This is a genomic window from Desulfurobacterium atlanticum (assembly GCF_900188395.1).
Classification (GTDB): Bacteria; Aquificota; Aquificia; order Desulfurobacteriales; family Desulfurobacteriaceae; genus Desulfurobacterium_A; species Desulfurobacterium_A atlanticum.
Window position 1 is genome coordinate 23,579 of sequence record NZ_FZOB01000012.1, and the last position, 16,907, is coordinate 40,485.

Consider the following 16,907-nt stretch of genomic DNA (forward strand, 5'->3'; position numbering starts at 1 on the left):
GTTTTGGAGGAAGTATGAACACACATGAAATGACAGAAAACTATGTAATGAAAACTTACAATAGATATCCGATCTCTTTTGTTAAAGGGGAGGGATGCTACCTTTACGATGAAAATGGTAAAAAGTATCTTGATTTTTTAGCCGGAATAGCTGTATGCAATCTCGGGCACTCCCACAAAGAGATAGCCGAAACAATCTGCAAACAGGCAAAAACATTAATCCATACATCAAATCTGTTTCACATCAAACCGCAGGCAGAACTCGCAAAGCTTATATGTGAAAACTCTTTCGGAAGTAAAGTTTTTTTCTGCAATAGTGGTGCAGAAGCAAACGAAGGAGCTATAAAACTTGCAAGAAGATATGCATTTGAAAGAGGGAAAAAAGGTTACGAAATTATTGCCTTCAAAAACTCATTTCACGGAAGGACATTTGCCAGCGTATCTGTAACAGGACAGGGCAAGTATAATGAAGGTTTCGGTCCAATGCTATCGGACGTAAAGTTTGCAGAGTTTAATAACATAGATTCTGTAAAAAAAATTATCAGTAAAAAAACCTGCGGAATAATAGTTGAACCGATACAGGGAGAAGGTGGAATAATTCCTGCAGAAAAAGAGTTTCTTAAAGAGCTAAGAAATCTTGCCAACAATTACGACGCTGTTTTGATATTTGATGAAGTTCAAACAGGAATTGGAAGAACAGGAAAGCTTTTTGCATACCAGCACTACGGTGTTGAACCTGATGTTATGACCCTTGCAAAAGCCCTCGGCAACGGAGTGCCGATAGGAGCAATAGTAACAAACGAAAGAACATCACAAATCTTAAAACCGGGACTTCACGCATCAACCTTTGGTGGCAACTTCCTTTCCACAGCAGCAGGTGTAAAAGTTATGGAAATTATCTCCGATGAAAAATTTTTAAAAAATGTTGAAGCCAAGGGAAAATATTTAACAGAAAAGCTTAAAGAAATTAAAAATGAACTTCAGGGAACAATTTCTGAAATAAGAGGAATAGGATTAATGATAGGAGCTATTCTTAAGATTGACGGGAAAAAGCTTGTTGAAAAAGCCCTTAAAAACGGCCTGATTATAAATGTTACAGGGGAAAACGTTTTAAGGCTTGTGCCACCTCTTACAATAACACAACAGGAAATAGACGAAGGAATTGAAATTCTTAAAGAATCTATAAAAGAGACTCTTTCTTAGGGTCTCTCCCTACTTTAGCACACCTTTTTCAGTCAGATTATTAAACGCTTTAAAAAAATCTTTAACATTTCCAGAAGAAAAAAGACTCTGATACAGGGTATATCCTTCTAAAAGATAACCGGCCAAAATAATCTCCTCTTTCTCAGGAGAAGTTAGTTTTTTGCTTTCAACAGTAACCTTCCTGTTTTCTGGAAATCTTCCTATCTCATCAAACTCTCTCACAACATCAAGAAAAAGTGCCTCAAATCCTCCAATATTCAACTTCCTTCTCTTTTTTCTAACAACTGTTTCAAAATTTACATTTTCAAAGTCTATAAGGAAAGAGAATAGAATCCCTTTGATATAATTCATCTGTCCAACTTTGCCGTTAGAAAAGTTAAAGTCAAGTAAAACGGTATCTTCAGAATTACTGTAAATATCAACAAGCTTCCCGTCTTCAAAAGCTATAAATAACTCCTTCCCTGCTTTTCCATTTAAAAGAAGAATACTGACAGTCATACGCATTTGAGTAATAAGCTTAATTAAATCAAAAAACTCGTTGTATGTGGTAAACTTCCCTTTCAAAACCATTTTTTAACCTCTCCACTTGCCACTATATTATACTCTTTCATAGAACAAACTACTATATTTACTATAAACAATAAAGACTCAGGTAAGAGAATGAAAACAGGAAATTGCACATACAAACCTATCTACAAAACAGATAAGGTTTCTCAAGCAGATATAATTGAAGCTCTGGATAACTTTATTCTTAGAATCGAAAGATTAAAAATTAAAATAGACGCCCTGTACCCGGCAGACCCGTGTGCATTTCCATTTACTATGTACATTTCAGGAAAAACAGGTATTCCCATAAAAACGGAAAAATTTTTAAAGCCTGAAAATCGTATTTTAATGCTCTTTTCCATCTACCCGGACCAGATAAAAAAACCTGGAATAAATTTCCTTAATGAAACATTTATTAACGAGAAAATCAAAATTTTTCGTTCCCGATTCCCCAAGTCCCCTTCCCTCCTTGTTGCCGGAAACAAACATTTTAAATCTGTTGATATCCAGTTGATTTTATTTGAAAAAGAAGAAAAGATTAACAGTTACAAATTTTTATCCGAAGCTTACAGAAACTATTACTTCCCGGTAGAGGGAGAATTCTTGCACATAGATGAAACTTTCTGGAACTTAAGCAAAAAAGAGCTCAATCAATTCCTGAAAGCAAAAAGAATAAGAGATGCAGCATTTTCTATCGGATATGATTCCCTGGATGAAGTAAACACATTTACGCCTCTTGAAGAGGATATAGACATACTAATATGGGAAAAACTCGGCAAACTGCAGTTAAGCCCGGTAAAAACAGATTTATCCGACACACATAAACCACCCCTGGAAATAAAATACAAAAAACTTCTTGATATAAAAAACAAGGAAGACAATTCAGTAATCGTATCCATCCTTGAAACAATATCTCAATCCATTGAAGAATCGTTTCCGGTACGCCTTGCATACACAAATTACGAAATAGTTCCGGAAAATAAAGTTTTAATAGTCCCTGTAGCAAAAGAGATTGTTGACGGAATAGAGCTTAAAATTGAGATAAGTTACAAAACACCGTTTAAAACAGACCAGCAGAAACTGATAGCAACAGTTCAGAAAACATTGAAAACGATAGTAAAAGAAATTTTAAATAAAAAAACGTTCAGGCCTTATATGGAAATAGTTATAGACGAGGAAGAGGAAAGTATAAGAATTTACATAAACTGGTTTCTTGAGAGAAAAGCTCTTGATAAGCTTTCCAGAAGAATAAATAAAAAATGGCTTCTATCTCGGCTTATATCAAGAAAACAATCGGTAATAAGAAGAAACACCTTACTCAAAGAGATAAAAAACTTCGTTTTCTCTCCTGAAAGTATATCAACAATATTTTCTCTTATGGAATCTATCTGGAGTGAAAATCCGATATTTTTCAAAGCCTCAGGGAACAAAATCAGAGAAAGTTTAGAAAAGTATAATATCTGGTATATTCTGGGAATATATGCACTTAAAACAGCAGGAGAGATAAGACTTGACGGAGTGGCAGGGAACAAAGAACTTCTTGATTTTCTACTAAAACTAAGAAAAGTTGAGAATTTTCACCACTTCTTTGCAACAACTGACAGATACGTCTTTCCTGTAAAAACGGAAAGAATATACAGACCCAACTGGGAAAGACTTATAAAAAACGATGGAAAAATAGTTTTAACCCACGAAGTCTTAAATCCTGAAACACCGGTTACATACACTCTTAAAGATGAAAACGGATTTTTCCTGGGAACAGTCCCAAAAATCATTTCCCACTATCTTGCAGCAAAAGAGGAATCAGGGTACACTTTAAAAACAGAAAAACTTTACATTGATAAGGTTATGTTTTCAAACAGTTCCTACTGGATAGAGATAAAATGCTTGAAATAGATAACCTCAGTATAAAAGTAGAAAACTTCTACATCGTCAGAAATGTTTCACTCTCAGTCAGAAAAGGAGAAATCTTAGGAATAATAGGTGAAAGCGGAAGCGGTAAGTCCATAACAGCTCTTTCTATTCTCAAGCTTATCCCTGAAAGTCTTAAAATATCTGGAACTGTTAAAGTAAATGGAAGGGATATATACGAGCTTGAAGAGAGAGAGTTTAATAAAAATATCCGCTGGAAAACCGTATCCATAATATTCCAGGACCCGGCAGCATCCCTTAATCCTCTTTTAACAATTGGAGAGCAGATAAAAGAAGCAATAATATTTCATGAAGAAAAGAAAGAAAACTTAAAAGACACAATTATAAACCTGCTTTCAGAAGTTGAAATTAAAGAACCTGAAACTGTTTACAAAAGTTACCCCCACCATCTGTCAGGAGGAATGAAACAAAGGGCAATGATTGCCATGGCACTGTCGTGTAATCCAGATTTTATCATCGCCGATGAACCAACCACAGCCCTTGACAAACAAACAGAGCACAAAATCATCAAGCTTTTAAAAAATTTATCTAAAAACAAAAACACAGGTGTAATCTTTATATCCCACGATATTGAGGTTATTGAAACTATAGCGGATACCATCACCGTTATGTATGCAGGATTTGTGATGGAATCAGGGGAAACTGGAGAAGTTATAAAAAAACCATACCACCCATATACAAAAGGACTTATTGAATGCATTCCAAAAGTAGAAGGTAAAGGGAAAAGGAAACTGCCGGTAATCCCTGGAAATGTTACGGACATAAAATCAAGACCTTCTGGCTGCCCGTTTCATCCAAGATGCTCAAAAAGAAAGGAAGTCTGCCAGAGAGAACTTCCCCCACTGAAACAGATAGAAAAAAGAACTGTCCGCTGTTTCTTTCCAGAATATGAGGCCGTTTGAAAAATGGCTATGAACTTTAAGAGATCCTTCGGGCTTTGCCCTCAGGATGACTTTCTTCGTCATTCTGAGGCTGCTTTGCAGCCGAAGAATCTCAATACCTTTTAGAAACAAATGAGAATTTTCAAACACTCTCTCCAGAATATTGACAAAACATGGAAATATTTTCATATTATATTCATACTAATATTTAGATTTGGAGGAGCTATGCCTGTATATGAGTTTAAGTGTGAAGACTGTCAAAAGGAATTTGAAAAATTTCTCATTTCCGCCTCAAAAATTGATGAAGTAAAATGCCCTTTCTGCGATTCTAAAAATGTGAAAAAGAAGATTTCAGCGTGCGGTGTAAAAGGCAGTGGTGAAGGTAAAATATCTGGAACATCTTCCTGCTCACCATTTGGCTGAGCTTTCTAAACAGGGGAAGGTTTCCCCTCTCTTTTTAAAAAGTGTTTTGGGTCTCCCCACCTGTCAAGAACAGGAGTATAACCAGCTTTTTCAATTCTTTCAACCATCTCTTTAAGGGAAAGATTCCTTCTTTTATTGTAAATATTGTAGGAACTTTTAACATCAGGAGGAGTAAAAGTTGGCATAACAACATTTGCACCGGCAATAATCCCCATTTCAAGAGAGTTTTCACAACCAGGAACACTTTGGAGAGCGGTGGAAGCAACCATATTTATATCTTCCATAATTATACGGGTAATTGCTATCATTTTTATCGTTAACTCATAAGCCCTTCTGTAAAACCCTTTACTTTCTATCTCTTTCCTGTGCCACACATATAAAGGAGTATTCCTGTGTTCTATATAGGGACCCATTCCAACCATATCAACATCAAAACTTTGAAAAAATCTAATATCATTAAGAAGATCTTTTTCTGTCTGGCCAGGAACCCCTATAAGAACACCTGTCCCAACCTGATATCCTATCTCTTTAAGCCACTCAAGACATTTAATTCTGTTTTCGTAAGAATGGTTACTGTCTTCAGGATGAAGCTTGTAAAAAAGCTCTCTGTTTGATGATTCAATTCTTAAAAGATACCTGTGCGCTCCAGCTTTAAACAGCTCTTCATAATGTTCCTTTTCAAGCTCACCGAAAGAAGCCGTTATCCCCGCTCCCTCAGGTTCTTTACCACTCTCAATATCTATCTTTTTTGTTTCCTCTTTTATCCTTCTTACAATGGAAACCAGCTTCTCCACCCATCTGTCACTTTTTACCTCTCCAGATTGAAGAGCAAGAGAAGTAAGACCGGACCTATACATTGAAACAGCTATCTCAACCGCTTCATCCTCTGTCATAGCATATCTTTTAAGATTAAGGTTATCTTTTCTTAAACCACAGTAAAAACAGTTTTTATTACATATATTTGAAATCTCTATTAAACCCCTGAAATAGACAAACTCCCCAACACTCTGCTTTCTTACAACATCTGCAAGGGAAATTAAAGAGGAGCTGACCCCACTAAGAGAAAGCTCCTCTAAAACTCTCTCATCACTAAGTTCCACTGAAAAACTCCTCTATCAAAAAAGCTATCTCTTCATACCTTTTTATGTCAGGAGATTTATCAAAAACAGAAACTCCATACCTATCACCAATCTCAACCCTGCCAACAAAAGGATAAACAATCCTGTCTGGAACACCGGTTAAAAACGACCATCTCCTTCCAAGAAGCTCACAAAGAGCAACAGCAACTGTCGGATACTTTTTTCCTATAACTTTTTCAATCTCTTTAAACTTCTCAACAACAAACTCTCTGGTTAATGAACCTTTGTTACACATAAAGGTCCCTCTCTCCTTTCTCTATTCTTTCAAGATACTCTTTAACAATCTTCTTGAGCTCCGGATGGGTAATAGCTTCAAGCTCCTTCCTTATAAGCTCTTCTCCAACTTTCCTTGTTTCTGGAGAAGCATAATCCAGAAGATACTCCTTAAATGTCAAAATAGCATTTGGCATACAGAGATGGTGAACCTTTCCCTTTTTTGCAACATCCATAAAATAGTTACCGGTCCTACCGCACCTGTAACCTGCAGTGCAAAAGCTTGGTATCTTGCCTTTTGAAGCAAGCCACCTTATACCTTCATCAAGAGAACGGTCATCATTTATAAGAAACTGCTGTTTTTCAGGGTCAAAAGCACCTTTGCTGTAAGAACCTACACCTATATTTGTTCCAAAATCAAGCTGAGTAACACCAAGGGGTAAAACCTTCTCTCTCACATGAGCCGGCTCTCTTGCTGTAAGAATCATTCCCGTATAAGGAACAGAAAGTCTTATAACAGCAACCAGTTTCATAAAATCTTCATCACTTACAAGATAATTTTTCTGCTTCTCATAAAACGGTGTGCCCACAGCAGGCTCAAGCCTCGGGAAGGAAATCGTGTGAGGACCAACACCGTCAAACCTCTTTTCAAGGTCTATAGCGTGGTATAGAAGCCCCATAACTTCAAATCTCCAATCGTAAAGGCCAAAAAGAGCACCTATCGCCACATCATCAACTCCTGCTTCCTGCGCCCTGTGTAAAGAGTAAAGTCTCCACTGATAATTAGCTTTCAATCCTCTGTGAAGTTTTTTATAAGTTTCATGGTGATAGGTTTCCTGAAAAACCTGATAAGTTCCTATCCCTATATCTCTTAAAAGTTCAAGATCCTCAACAGACATCGGAGCAGCATTTACGTTAACCCTTCGTATCTCTCCATTTCCAACCTTTGTTTCGTAAGTAACTTTAAGAGTTTCTGCTATAAATTCAACATCTGAGGCCGGATGCTCTCCGTAAACCATAATAAGCCGTTTCTGCCCCTGCTTTACAAGAGCTTTAACCTCTTCTCTTAATTCATCAAGAGTAAGCCTTTTTCTCTTAACTTTATCGTTTGAAACCCTATACCCACAATATTCACAATCATTAACACAGTAGTTTGAAACATAAAGTGGTGCAAAAGTAACAACCCTTCTTCCATAAACTTTCTCTTTTATTTTCCCAGCAGCTTCAAAAATCTCCTGCCATAGCTCTTCATCTTCAACATGTAATAAAGCTGCAGTCTCATCAGGTTCAAGTCGTTCAAGGTCAAGAGCCTTAGCTATTATTTCCCTTATTCTTTGAGGTTCGGGATTTCTGTTCGCTTTAAGCTTCTCCCATATCTCCTCATCATTTATAAAATCCTTTCCATTTTCCATATATTTTTCATACTGTTCAGGCTTTATCACGTTAGATATCCAGGATTTTACAGCCTCTTCTTGAAACATTTTTCTTCCTCCTTTTAATCACGTTTCTATAAGCCCTTAACGCCGAAGGAAACGGCTCAAGGGCTCTTTCCACTACTCCCTGCGTAAGGGATATTGTCATTCCGTAGTTTGTTATCGGCGTTCCCGCTCTTTTTGCAAGTTCTATTCTTGATAGCATCTCTCTTCTGTTTAAGGTACAGGCACCACAGTGAACAACAACATCATACTCTGAAAGATCTTCAGGATAACTCCTTCCTGCGTGATGATGAAACTCTACATTTTTCAACCCTGTAAACTGCCTTATCCATCTTGGAATTTTCACTCTTCCTATATCATCTTCTATCGGATGGTGGGTGCAGGATTCTGCAATCAGAACTTTTGCCCCTTCCTGAAGATTTTTAATAGCTGCAAGTCCCTTTGCAAACTCAGTTATATCTCCTTTCAAACGGGAAAAAAGGATTGAGAACGTTGTCAATTTCACATCTTTTGGAACATCACCTGCCACTTTCATAACAACCTGTGAATCACATATAACAACATCAGGTTTTCTGCTTAAAACGGATAGGATAAAAGGAAGCTCCCTCTCCTTAACAACTACAGCCACAGCATCGCTATCAAGAATATTTCTTATAGTTTGAACCTGGGGCAGTATCAGCCTACCTTTAGGAGCTTCAAGGTCTATAGGAACAACAAGAACAGCAATACCTCCTGGTGGCAACAAATCCCCAACAAGTTGAGGCTCTTTTAAAAACTCCGAAGGAACTATCTTTATTAGAATCTCTTTAAACTTGGAAAGAGCTATCTCTCTGGTATCTGATGAAGCAGAAAGTTCCATTACAGGAACATTAAACTTCTTTAAACTTTCAAGAAACGCTTCAGACGGCTTTTTAGTATCCACTTTATTTACAACAATGGCATACGGAATTTTTCTCTCTTTAAATTTCTCAATGAGAGATTTCTCAAAATCGGTAAAAACATCAGGTTCAACAACAAGAACTGCCACATCACACCTTTTTAAAATCTCCATAGCCTTTCTGATTCTCTCCTTCCCAAGAAGAGACTCATCATCAACACCTGCAGTATCAAGAAAAAGAACAGGCCCCACAGGCAGTATCTCCATCGCCTTTTCAACAACATCTGTGGTAGTGCCGGGAATATCAGAAACGATAGAAACTTCCTGTCCTGTAAGAAGATTTATAAGGCTTGACTTTCCAACGTTTGTCCTGCCAAAAACTCCGATATGGAGCCTAAGACCCTTCGGGGTTGTTATCATTAAAAAACTCCTCTAACTCATCTTCATCATATCCTAATGAATTAAGGTATTCCGGAGAAAGAAACTTTTCAACAACTTTCTCTCCAAGGTTTTCTTTTAAAAATCCTTTTATGTCAGAAATACCCCTTTCCCCAATCTCTTTCACAATCTCAGTCGCTTTTTCATATCCTATCAACGGCAAAAGTGCTGTTACAAGGGAAAAGCTTTTTGAAAAATACTCTTCACACCTTTCAGGCACTGCTTTTATATCCTCAAGATGAGATGAAATCATAGAGGTAGCATTTATAAGAAGCTTTAAAGATTCAATCATGGAAAAAGCAAGAAGCGGCATAAACTCAACTATCTGAAATGTGCCATACGAAGCACACTCTCTAACAGTGGTAAAATTGCTTCTAACCTTCATAGCAACCTGGATGGTAGCTTCCATAATCACAGGATTAACTTTTCCCGGCATTATGGAAGAACCAGGTTGAACAGGCTTCAGTTTAACCTCTTTTAAAAAGTTCATCAATCTTAGATCGTTAGCTATCTTAAAAAGATTTGAAACATAAGCATCAAGAATACCTGCAACCTCAACAAAATCATCGGCAAACGCTGTTACGGATACAGGATTTTCATGACGGGAGATATTCAAACCTGTTAGCTCCCTTAAAACTTCAACAACCTCAAAGATGTAATCTTTAGGTGCAGCAAGCCCCGTTCCTATCGCTGTTCCACCAATATTTAAAAATCTTATTCTCTCCATCGCTTTCCACACCCGCCACCTGTCCCGGGAAACAGCATCGGCAAATGCGGAAAACTCCCTGCCAAGGGTTATAGGAACGGCTTCCTGAAGCTCAGTTCTTCCTATCTTCAAAATAGAAGCAAACTCTTTCTCTTTCCTCTGCAAAACCCCCTGAAACTGTGCAATATTTTCACTGAGACTCTGCAGAAGAAAAAGAACAGCAATCTTTAAAGCGGTTGGATAGGTATCGTTTGTTGATTGATGAAGGTTAACATGTTCAAGGGGATGAACAGGATAATACTTACCTTTCTCGTATCCCAAAATCTCGTTTGCCCTATTTGCTATCACCTCATTTACATTCATGTTTGTTGATGTGCCTGCACCACCTTGAAGAGCATCAACAATAAAATCTTCCTGAAACTTTCCAGAAACTATTTCATCACAAGCTTTAACTATGGCACTAACCAATAATTCATCAATATAACCGAGCCTTCCATTCGTAATGGCAGCAGCTTTTTTTACAATTGCAAAACCTTTTATAAGCTCAAAAGGAACTTTGTATCCTGATAAACGAAAATTTCCCGCCGAGCGGGCGGTATGGATACCGTAGTAACGCTCGGCGGGAATTTTAACTTCACCTAAAAAATCTTTCTCTATCCTAAAATCCATCAGTGATGGTGACCCCCGGGAATATCTTTCGGATGGTCAATTTCAACTATCTCATTTTCTACCCATTTAGGGTTGTGGTGGGCCGCAACTTCAATAGGCACAGTTCCTGGACCAAATCTGAACATAGCTTTAACATCATCAGGGTGAATAAGAGCAAGAGGAACGTGACCAAATGTAGCCATAGCACTAACAAGGATTGAACCCCACACGTGAACATAAAACATTACAGTAAAAAGTCCTTTTCCTAAAGCGTGCTTAAAGAAGAAAAGTCCCCAACCTGTAACAATCAAAATAAGCACAAAGAAAATAAACATAGGATAACTGAGCTTCTGTCCAGCATTGTACTTACCCTGCGGAGCAACCTCTTCAGGACCAAAAGGAATTCCAAGCATCCTCGGATATCCACCAAAGTTCTTAAACCATGCAATTGTATCTTTATCCCATGTAAAAAGTCTATCAAGCATCATATAAAATCTATGAGGTGTTATAAACACAAATGCAATAAAGTTTAACGTAAAAATAACAGCCGTCCAGATGTGAATCTTCATCATCAAAGCCATCGTTTGAGGTGAAGCAAGTTTAAAGTAAGCTATCAAACCGGTAATAAGAAGAATATACCATGTTATAGCGTTAATGTTGTGAAAAATTTTGTTAGGAAGAGGAAACTTTAGAACTTTATTCATGTAGCTGTTATCCATGGTGCACCTCCCCTTTTCCTAGTTGCCATCTTGCATAGTAACCGTGAGTGTGTAAAAGATGGTGAGATTTCTCGCTTAAAGGATACTCGCCAAACTCCTCATAGTAGGCTTTAACCGTAGGGTTTTGCTGAGAAGCAGCAAGTCCCTTCCTCTGATGGATTTTATCATCCTTGTAAAGACCTTCCTGTCTTGATGTAAGGAAATCATGTCTTTTGCTATAGAAAAATGAGATAACAGCCTTTCCAAAAGCTATAAAAAGAGCAAGGATACCTGTAACCTTCATAAAGCCCCTTCTTGAAACAACCATAGAAGCGGGACCCTCTTCATACTTGTAAGGCAACTGCTTTTTAGCCATATCCCTTACCTCCTGTTATTTTGATTAAACACTTTTGAAAACTTCGTTTGGAATCGGGAATAGTCCGTCTATCCAGCCTGTTCCCATTCCGTTAACAGGCTGTCCACCACCATCAACGCAACCGCCTGGACAGTTCATAACCTCTATCCAGTGGAATTTTGATTTTCCTTCAAGGACCTCATTTACAATTTGAGGGAGATGATTTCTTGCACCGTTTACAACACAAACATGAAGATCAAATGTCTTCCCACCAAGCATCTTAACCGGAATAGGAATAACTGTCTCTCTTATACCTGTTGTATAACCACGAACAGGATAGATATCCCATTTAGGCGGCTCCTGACCTGAAAGAACAAAGTAAGCCATACGAAGAGCAGCTTCAGTAACACCACCAGATGTTCCAAAGATTGTTCCACCACCTGTGTAAATCTCTGTAGGTTCAGGATTTTCAAGCTCTTCTGGCATTTCAAGAGGATTGATACCGTTTCTTCTAAGAAGTTCCGCCATATCTCTTGTTGTGAGAACAGCATCAACATCTGGAAACTCAGGAGTATCTTCAGGAATAATTCCATGCTCTTTGAGATACTTATACGCAGACTTAAATTCAGGTCTTGAAGCTTCAAATATCTTCGCTGTACATGGCATAATTGTCACATTGTAAACATTTCTTGGGTCAACGTTCCACACCTTTTCAGCAGCCCATACTTTGGCTGAAGGACCAAATATCTGCTGAGGAGATTTTGTTCCAGAAACATGAGGACGAACAGCAGGTGCATAAAGTTCCATCCATCTAATCCATCCAGGACAACAGCTTGTAAAGTGTGGAAGAGGATGATGCTCACACCACTCAAGATTCAACGTAACAGGTTCAATACCAAGTGCCTTGGCGGTTTCCTCATCAATTTCCCACTCTTTTAACCCAACAACATGATAAAGAATCTTACAGATAAACTCCATCCCCTCTTCCCAGATTGTCTGGTCAGCAGCAAGGTTGATATCGTAAATCTTTACGTTGTTACCAAGCTTCTTGAAAGCGTTGTACATCCTGCCTACTGTAAGCTCACCTGTTTTTCCACCAAACTCTTCAGCAAGAGCAACCCTGACAGCTGGAGCAGGTGCAAAAACAACAAGAGTGTTAGGGTCCCTAAGCTTTGCTGAAACCTCATCAATCTGGCTCATCTGTTCAATAGCCTGGAATGGACAGTTTACAAGACACTGACCGCATGCGATACATCTGTCAACATCTATTACGTGAGGCTCTCCAAGCTTACCTTTAATAGCCTCAGCAGGACAGTGAGGCTTACATGTGTCACAAGCCACACACTTTTCTGTATTGATTTTGATAATACCCTTAAGCTCGCCTGGAAGGTATGTTCCTCCTCCCTTTCTGGCGTCTTTGGGCGGTGCAAAGGTGGCTATTTTTTTGGTACCGAATAAAGACATCCCTTTTACCTCCCTGTAAGGTAGTTAGTGTAACTAATTTGAAGTTTAATTTAAATTGAGTGTGATGTCAAGATATTTTTGTAACAAAAACTGCATACAAACATTGCTTTATATTCACACTAATGGATAATAAGATAGATTTATCTAATGGTTTTTTAATATAACGGAGCACTATTGTCTGCAGCATCTGGAAAGTGTTTGAAAATTCTCATTTGTTTCTAAAAGGTATTGAGATTCTTCGGCTGCAAAGCAGCCTCAGAATGACGAAGAAAGTCATCCTGAGGGCAAAGCCCGAAGGATCTCTTAAAGTTAATAGCCATTTTTCAAACAGCCTCGCAGCATCTGGACTTTCAAAAGCGATTAACCTAAAATAATATACCTATAAGCAGTAAAGCTAAGCTTAAACTATGAGTTAACAGGATAGTTGAGCAATTATGATAAATAAAAAGAACCTAACTCCGGCTCTTAAACAGTATCTTGAAATAAAAGAAAAGCACAAAGATGCCTTGCTCTTATTTAGGATGGGAGACTTTTACGAACTATTTTTCCAGGATGCTGTAACAGCTGCAAGGGAGCTTGAGATTACTCTAACTTCAAGAAATTTTGGAAAATCAACCGAAAAAGTTCCGATGTGCGGTGTTCCGTATCACAGTGTTGAACCCTACATAGAAAAATTGATAAGGAAAGGCTATAAGGTTGCGATATGTGAACAGGTTGAAGAACCAAAACCGGGGAAGAAAATTGTCAAAAGGGAAGTTATAAGAGTAATTACCCCGGGCACCTATTTTGAAGATGAAAAAGAGGAAAGATTCCTTATGGCAATTTACCCTTCTGGAAAAAAGCGATACAGCATAGCATGGACTGACCTTTCAACTGGAGATGTTTTCTTCACAACCACAGATAAAGAGCATCTTCTCTCTATCATAGATAAATTTAAACCGAAAGAAATCATTGCACCGGAGAAAGTAAAAACTATTTTCAAAGAGATAAAACAGATATGTCCGGAAAGCTTTATTCAAATAAAAGAGGAAAGCTTTTTTAAAACTTTAAATAAATTCCACATAGAATCGAATAACGAAACTGAACTAAAAGTCCTTTCATCAATAGAAAAATTTATAGAAGAAACCCAGCTTGAATTTAAACCAAAACTTAAAAAAGCCAGAAGATATGTAGAAGAAAACTTTATATACCTTGACCCATTCACCTGTAAAAGTCTTGAATTAACAGAATCCATACACAACAGCAAAAAGGAGTTTTCACTCTTTGGTGTTCTTGATAAAACCACTACCGGTATGGGAAGAAGATTCCTCAAGTTTTCAATTTTACATCCACTGAAAAGTAAAGAAAGTATAGATAGAAGGCTTGAAGCTGTTGAATCTCTAATCTCTTCAATGTTTATAAGAGACGAAATAGAAAAGATACTAAAAGAGATTTACGATATTGAAAGGATTTTCTCAAAAATCAGCTCTGGAATTGCATCTCCCAAAGACCTTGCTGCATTCCGCCGCTCCATAAAAGAACTTCCTTCTCTAAAAAAGCTGTTAAATGGACTTTCTGGAAAACTGTTTAAAGAGATAAAAAAAGATTTTGACACCCTTGAAGATATCTACCATGAACTTGAAAGAGTAATCGTTGAAAATCCGCCCTTCTCGCCAAGAGAGGGAGGAATAATAAAAAGAGGAGTTGATAAACAGCTTGATGAATTAAGGAAGATAACCGAAGAGGGAGAAGAGATACTGAAACAGATAGAGGAGAGAGAGCGTAAAAGAACAGGAATTGCAAGCCTAAAAATAAAATTTAACAACGTTTTTGGATACCACATAGAAATTTCAAAACCAAATCTTCATCTTGTTCCAGAAGATTACATAAGAAGGCAAACCCTTGTAAACGCCGAAAGATTCATAACTCCAGAATTAAAAGAATTTGAAGAAAAAATACTAAGTGCAAAGGAAAAGATTGAAAAGATAGAGTATGAGATATTCAGCAATCTCAGAAAATTTATAACTAAAAATGCAGAAAGAATTCAGAAAACAGCAGAAAAAATAGGATTAATAGATTTTTTACTTTCGCTATCAAAAGTGGCAATTGAAAGAAACTACTGCAAGCCAGAAATAACAACAGGATATTCTATAACCATAGAAGAGGGCAAGCATCCCGTCCTGGAGAAATTTTTAGAAGAAGATTTTATTCCTAACAGTATAAACCTGGCAGAATCGGCATTTCTTTCTATAGTAACAGGTCCCAATATGGGAGGAAAATCAGTATTTTTAAGGCAGACAGCCCTTATCGTTCTCATGGCACAGATAGGTTCATTTGTTCCCGCAAAATCTGCAAAAATAGGAATAGTTGATAGGATATTTTCCCGTGTGGGAGCTTCTGACAACGTAAGTAGAGGACTTTCAACCTTCATGATGGAAATGGTTGAAACGGCAAACATACTTTCAAATGCCACTAAAAGAAGCCTTTTAATACTTGATGAAATTGGAAGAGGAACAAGCACATTTGACGGTATGAGTATAGCAAGAGCAGTTGTGGAATATATAGCAGAAAAAATAAAAGCAAAAACCCTATTTGCCACTCACTATCACGAACTAACAGAGCTTGAAAAAGAGATAGAAGGTGTTTTTAATCTTCACGTTACCGTTAAAGAGATAAACGGAAGGATAATATTCACCCATAAAGTTGTTCCAGGAAGTTCTGAAAAATCTTACGGGATTCATGTTGCCAGACTGGCAGGACTTCCTGAAGAGGTTATAAAAAGGGCAGAGGAACTTTTACTCTCAATGGAGAACAACATTACAAATAAAATCCCGGCAAACATAAAAAACAAAGATGATACCCTTCCTCTTTTTACATTAAAAGAACCAGAAAACTACCCTCACAGTGAAATCCTGAAAGAACTTGAAACTATAGATATCTCAACAACCACCCCCCTTGATGCTCTTATGATTCTGGCAAGACTTAAAAAATTAGCTTCAAGAAAGGTTTAATCTATGGAGTTTAAAGTAACCCAGGAAACCAGCAGAAAAAGACTTGACCAGTTGATATCTTCAGTAGCTGAAATCTCAAGAAATCAGGCAAAGCTTTTGATAGAAGATGGACAGGTAAGTGTAGACGGAAAAATAGTAAAAAAGCCAGCATACAAAGTGAAAGAGGGAGAAACTGTAGCATTTGAAATTCCAGAACCTGTTCCACTTGAAGCTAAACCGGAAAATATACCCATTGAAGTAATCTATGAAGATAAAGATGTTATAGTTGTAAATAAACCTGCAGGAATGGTGGTCCATCCAGCTCCAGGACACTACAGCGGGACTTTAGTAAATGCGCTCCTTTTCCACTGCAGAGACCTTCAGGGAATAAATGGAACACTGCGCCCTGGAATAGTCCACAGAATAGACAAAGACACAGCAGGTCTTCTTGTGATAGCAAAAAACGATAAAGCCCAACAATCTCTTATAGAGCAGTTTAAAAACAGAACAGTAGGAAGATTCTACAGAGCACTTATTTACGGAATCCCTGAAAAAGAAAAAGACAGAATAGTTCTTCCTATTGGGAGAGACAGAATAAACAGAAAGAAATTCTCTCCAAACACAACATCCCCAAAAGAAGCCATTACAAACTACAAAGTCTTAAAAAAATATGAACAGCTAAACTTTTCCGATATAAAATGTAAACTTGAAACCGGTAGAACCCACCAGATAAGGGTGCACATGTCAAACATGGGACATCCACTACTTGGAGATGAACTTTACGGTTTTAAATATTCTAAAATAAAAGATAAAACGCTTCAAAATCTTATAAAAGAATCTAACATGCACGCCTTATGTGCTTACTATCTTTCATTTAAACATCCATCAACCGGAAAAACGATGGAATTTGAGATTGAACTCCCGAAAAAGATGAGAAAAATATTAGACTATGCAAATAAACATAATTAGGCTATAATTAA

The 16,907-nt window shown here is 37.4% G+C and carries 15 protein-coding genes; 6 read left to right on the forward strand and 9 right to left on the reverse strand.

Annotation, left to right across the window (positions count from 1 at the left end; all coding sequences use genetic code 11):
- Positions 1-14: 14 nt before the first annotated feature.
- Positions 15-1,202 carry an aspartate aminotransferase family protein gene (locus tag CHB58_RS07585; RefSeq protein ID WP_089323505.1) on the forward strand — a complete coding sequence of 396 codons (1,188 nt, stop codon included), beginning with the start codon at positions 15-17 and terminating at the stop codon, positions 1,200-1,202.
- A gap of 9 nt (positions 1,203-1,211) precedes the next feature.
- Here CHB58_RS07585 and CHB58_RS07590 read toward each other — a convergent pair whose 3' ends face one another.
- The gene (locus CHB58_RS07590) at positions 1,212-1,772 is read right to left on the reverse strand and encodes a hypothetical protein (protein WP_089323506.1); all 561 of its coding nucleotides are present in this window, start codon (positions 1,770-1,772) and stop codon (positions 1,212-1,214) included.
- A gap of 90 nt (positions 1,773-1,862) precedes the next feature.
- Between CHB58_RS07590 and CHB58_RS07595 the strand changes: the two genes are divergently transcribed.
- The 3 genes from CHB58_RS07595 (at position 1,863) to CHB58_RS07605 (ending at position 4,984) form a co-directional block, all read left to right on the forward strand.
- A complete protein-coding gene (locus CHB58_RS07595) occupies positions 1,863-3,644 on the forward strand; it encodes a hypothetical protein (RefSeq protein WP_089323507.1) in 1,782 nt (593 codons plus the stop codon).
- Entirely contained in the window at positions 3,632-4,582 is a 951-nt protein-coding gene (locus tag CHB58_RS07600) for an ABC transporter ATP-binding protein (RefSeq protein ID WP_089323508.1), read from the forward strand. Before CHB58_RS07595 ends, CHB58_RS07600 begins: the two co-directional genes overlap by 13 nt.
- Before the next feature lie 204 nt (positions 4,583-4,786).
- On the forward strand, positions 4,787-4,984 hold the full coding sequence (locus CHB58_RS07605; RefSeq protein ID WP_089323509.1) for an FmdB family zinc ribbon protein: 198 nt from the start codon (positions 4,787-4,789) through the stop codon (positions 4,982-4,984).
- A gap of 5 nt (positions 4,985-4,989) precedes the next feature.
- Here the strand turns inward: CHB58_RS07605 and hydE are convergent, their stop codons facing one another.
- Genes hydE through CHB58_RS07645 form a run of 8 tightly spaced genes read right to left on the reverse strand, consistent with a single transcriptional unit; the run spans position 4,990 to position 12,958 of the window.
- Positions 4,990-6,084 (reverse strand): [FeFe] hydrogenase H-cluster radical SAM maturase HydE, encoded by a 1,095-nt coding sequence (hydE, locus tag CHB58_RS07610; RefSeq protein WP_089323510.1) that lies wholly within the window; start codon positions 6,082-6,084, stop codon positions 4,990-4,992.
- Positions 6,074-6,358 carry a hypothetical protein gene (locus tag CHB58_RS07615; protein ID WP_089323511.1) on the reverse strand — a complete coding sequence of 95 codons (285 nt, stop codon included), beginning with the start codon at positions 6,356-6,358 and terminating at the stop codon, positions 6,074-6,076. Before CHB58_RS07615 ends, hydE begins: the two co-directional genes overlap by 11 nt.
- Positions 6,351-7,817 carry a [FeFe] hydrogenase H-cluster radical SAM maturase HydG gene (hydG, locus tag CHB58_RS07620; protein WP_219350098.1) on the reverse strand — a complete coding sequence of 489 codons (1,467 nt, stop codon included), beginning with the start codon at positions 7,815-7,817 and terminating at the stop codon, positions 6,351-6,353. The genes CHB58_RS07615 and hydG overlap by 8 nt, the downstream gene beginning before the upstream one ends.
- Entirely contained in the window at positions 7,780-9,069 is a 1,290-nt protein-coding gene (hydF, locus tag CHB58_RS07625) for a [FeFe] hydrogenase H-cluster maturation GTPase HydF (RefSeq protein WP_089323512.1), read from the reverse strand. The genes hydG and hydF overlap by 38 nt, the downstream gene beginning before the upstream one ends.
- Entirely contained in the window at positions 9,044-10,462 is a 1,419-nt protein-coding gene (locus CHB58_RS07630) for an aspartate ammonia-lyase (RefSeq protein ID WP_089323513.1), read from the reverse strand. Before CHB58_RS07630 ends, hydF begins: the two co-directional genes overlap by 26 nt.
- On the reverse strand, positions 10,462-11,160 hold the full coding sequence (locus CHB58_RS07635) for a cytochrome b/b6 domain-containing protein (RefSeq protein WP_245807367.1): 699 nt from the start codon (positions 11,158-11,160) through the stop codon (positions 10,462-10,464). Before CHB58_RS07635 ends, CHB58_RS07630 begins: the two co-directional genes overlap by 1 nt.
- Positions 11,153-11,515 (reverse strand): iron hydrogenase small subunit, encoded by a 363-nt coding sequence (locus CHB58_RS07640; RefSeq protein ID WP_089323514.1) that lies wholly within the window; start codon positions 11,513-11,515, stop codon positions 11,153-11,155. Before CHB58_RS07640 ends, CHB58_RS07635 begins: the two co-directional genes overlap by 8 nt.
- Before the next feature lie 24 nt (positions 11,516-11,539).
- Positions 11,540-12,958, reverse strand: coding sequence for a [Fe-Fe] hydrogenase large subunit C-terminal domain-containing protein (locus tag CHB58_RS07645; protein ID WP_089323515.1), 1,419 nt, complete (start codon positions 12,956-12,958; stop codon positions 11,540-11,542).
- A 434-nt stretch (positions 12,959-13,392) separates the two neighbouring features.
- Here CHB58_RS07645 and mutS point away from each other — a divergent pair, with 434 nt between their 5' ends.
- Both mutS and CHB58_RS07655 read left to right on the forward strand, forming a co-directional pair.
- A complete protein-coding gene (gene mutS, locus CHB58_RS07650; protein ID WP_089323516.1) occupies positions 13,393-15,948 on the forward strand; it encodes a DNA mismatch repair protein MutS in 2,556 nt (851 codons plus the stop codon).
- A gap of 3 nt (positions 15,949-15,951) precedes the next feature.
- Positions 15,952-16,896 carry an RluA family pseudouridine synthase gene (locus CHB58_RS07655; RefSeq protein ID WP_089323517.1) on the forward strand — a complete coding sequence of 315 codons (945 nt, stop codon included), beginning with the start codon at positions 15,952-15,954 and terminating at the stop codon, positions 16,894-16,896.
- Positions 16,897-16,907: the final 11 nt, after the last annotated feature.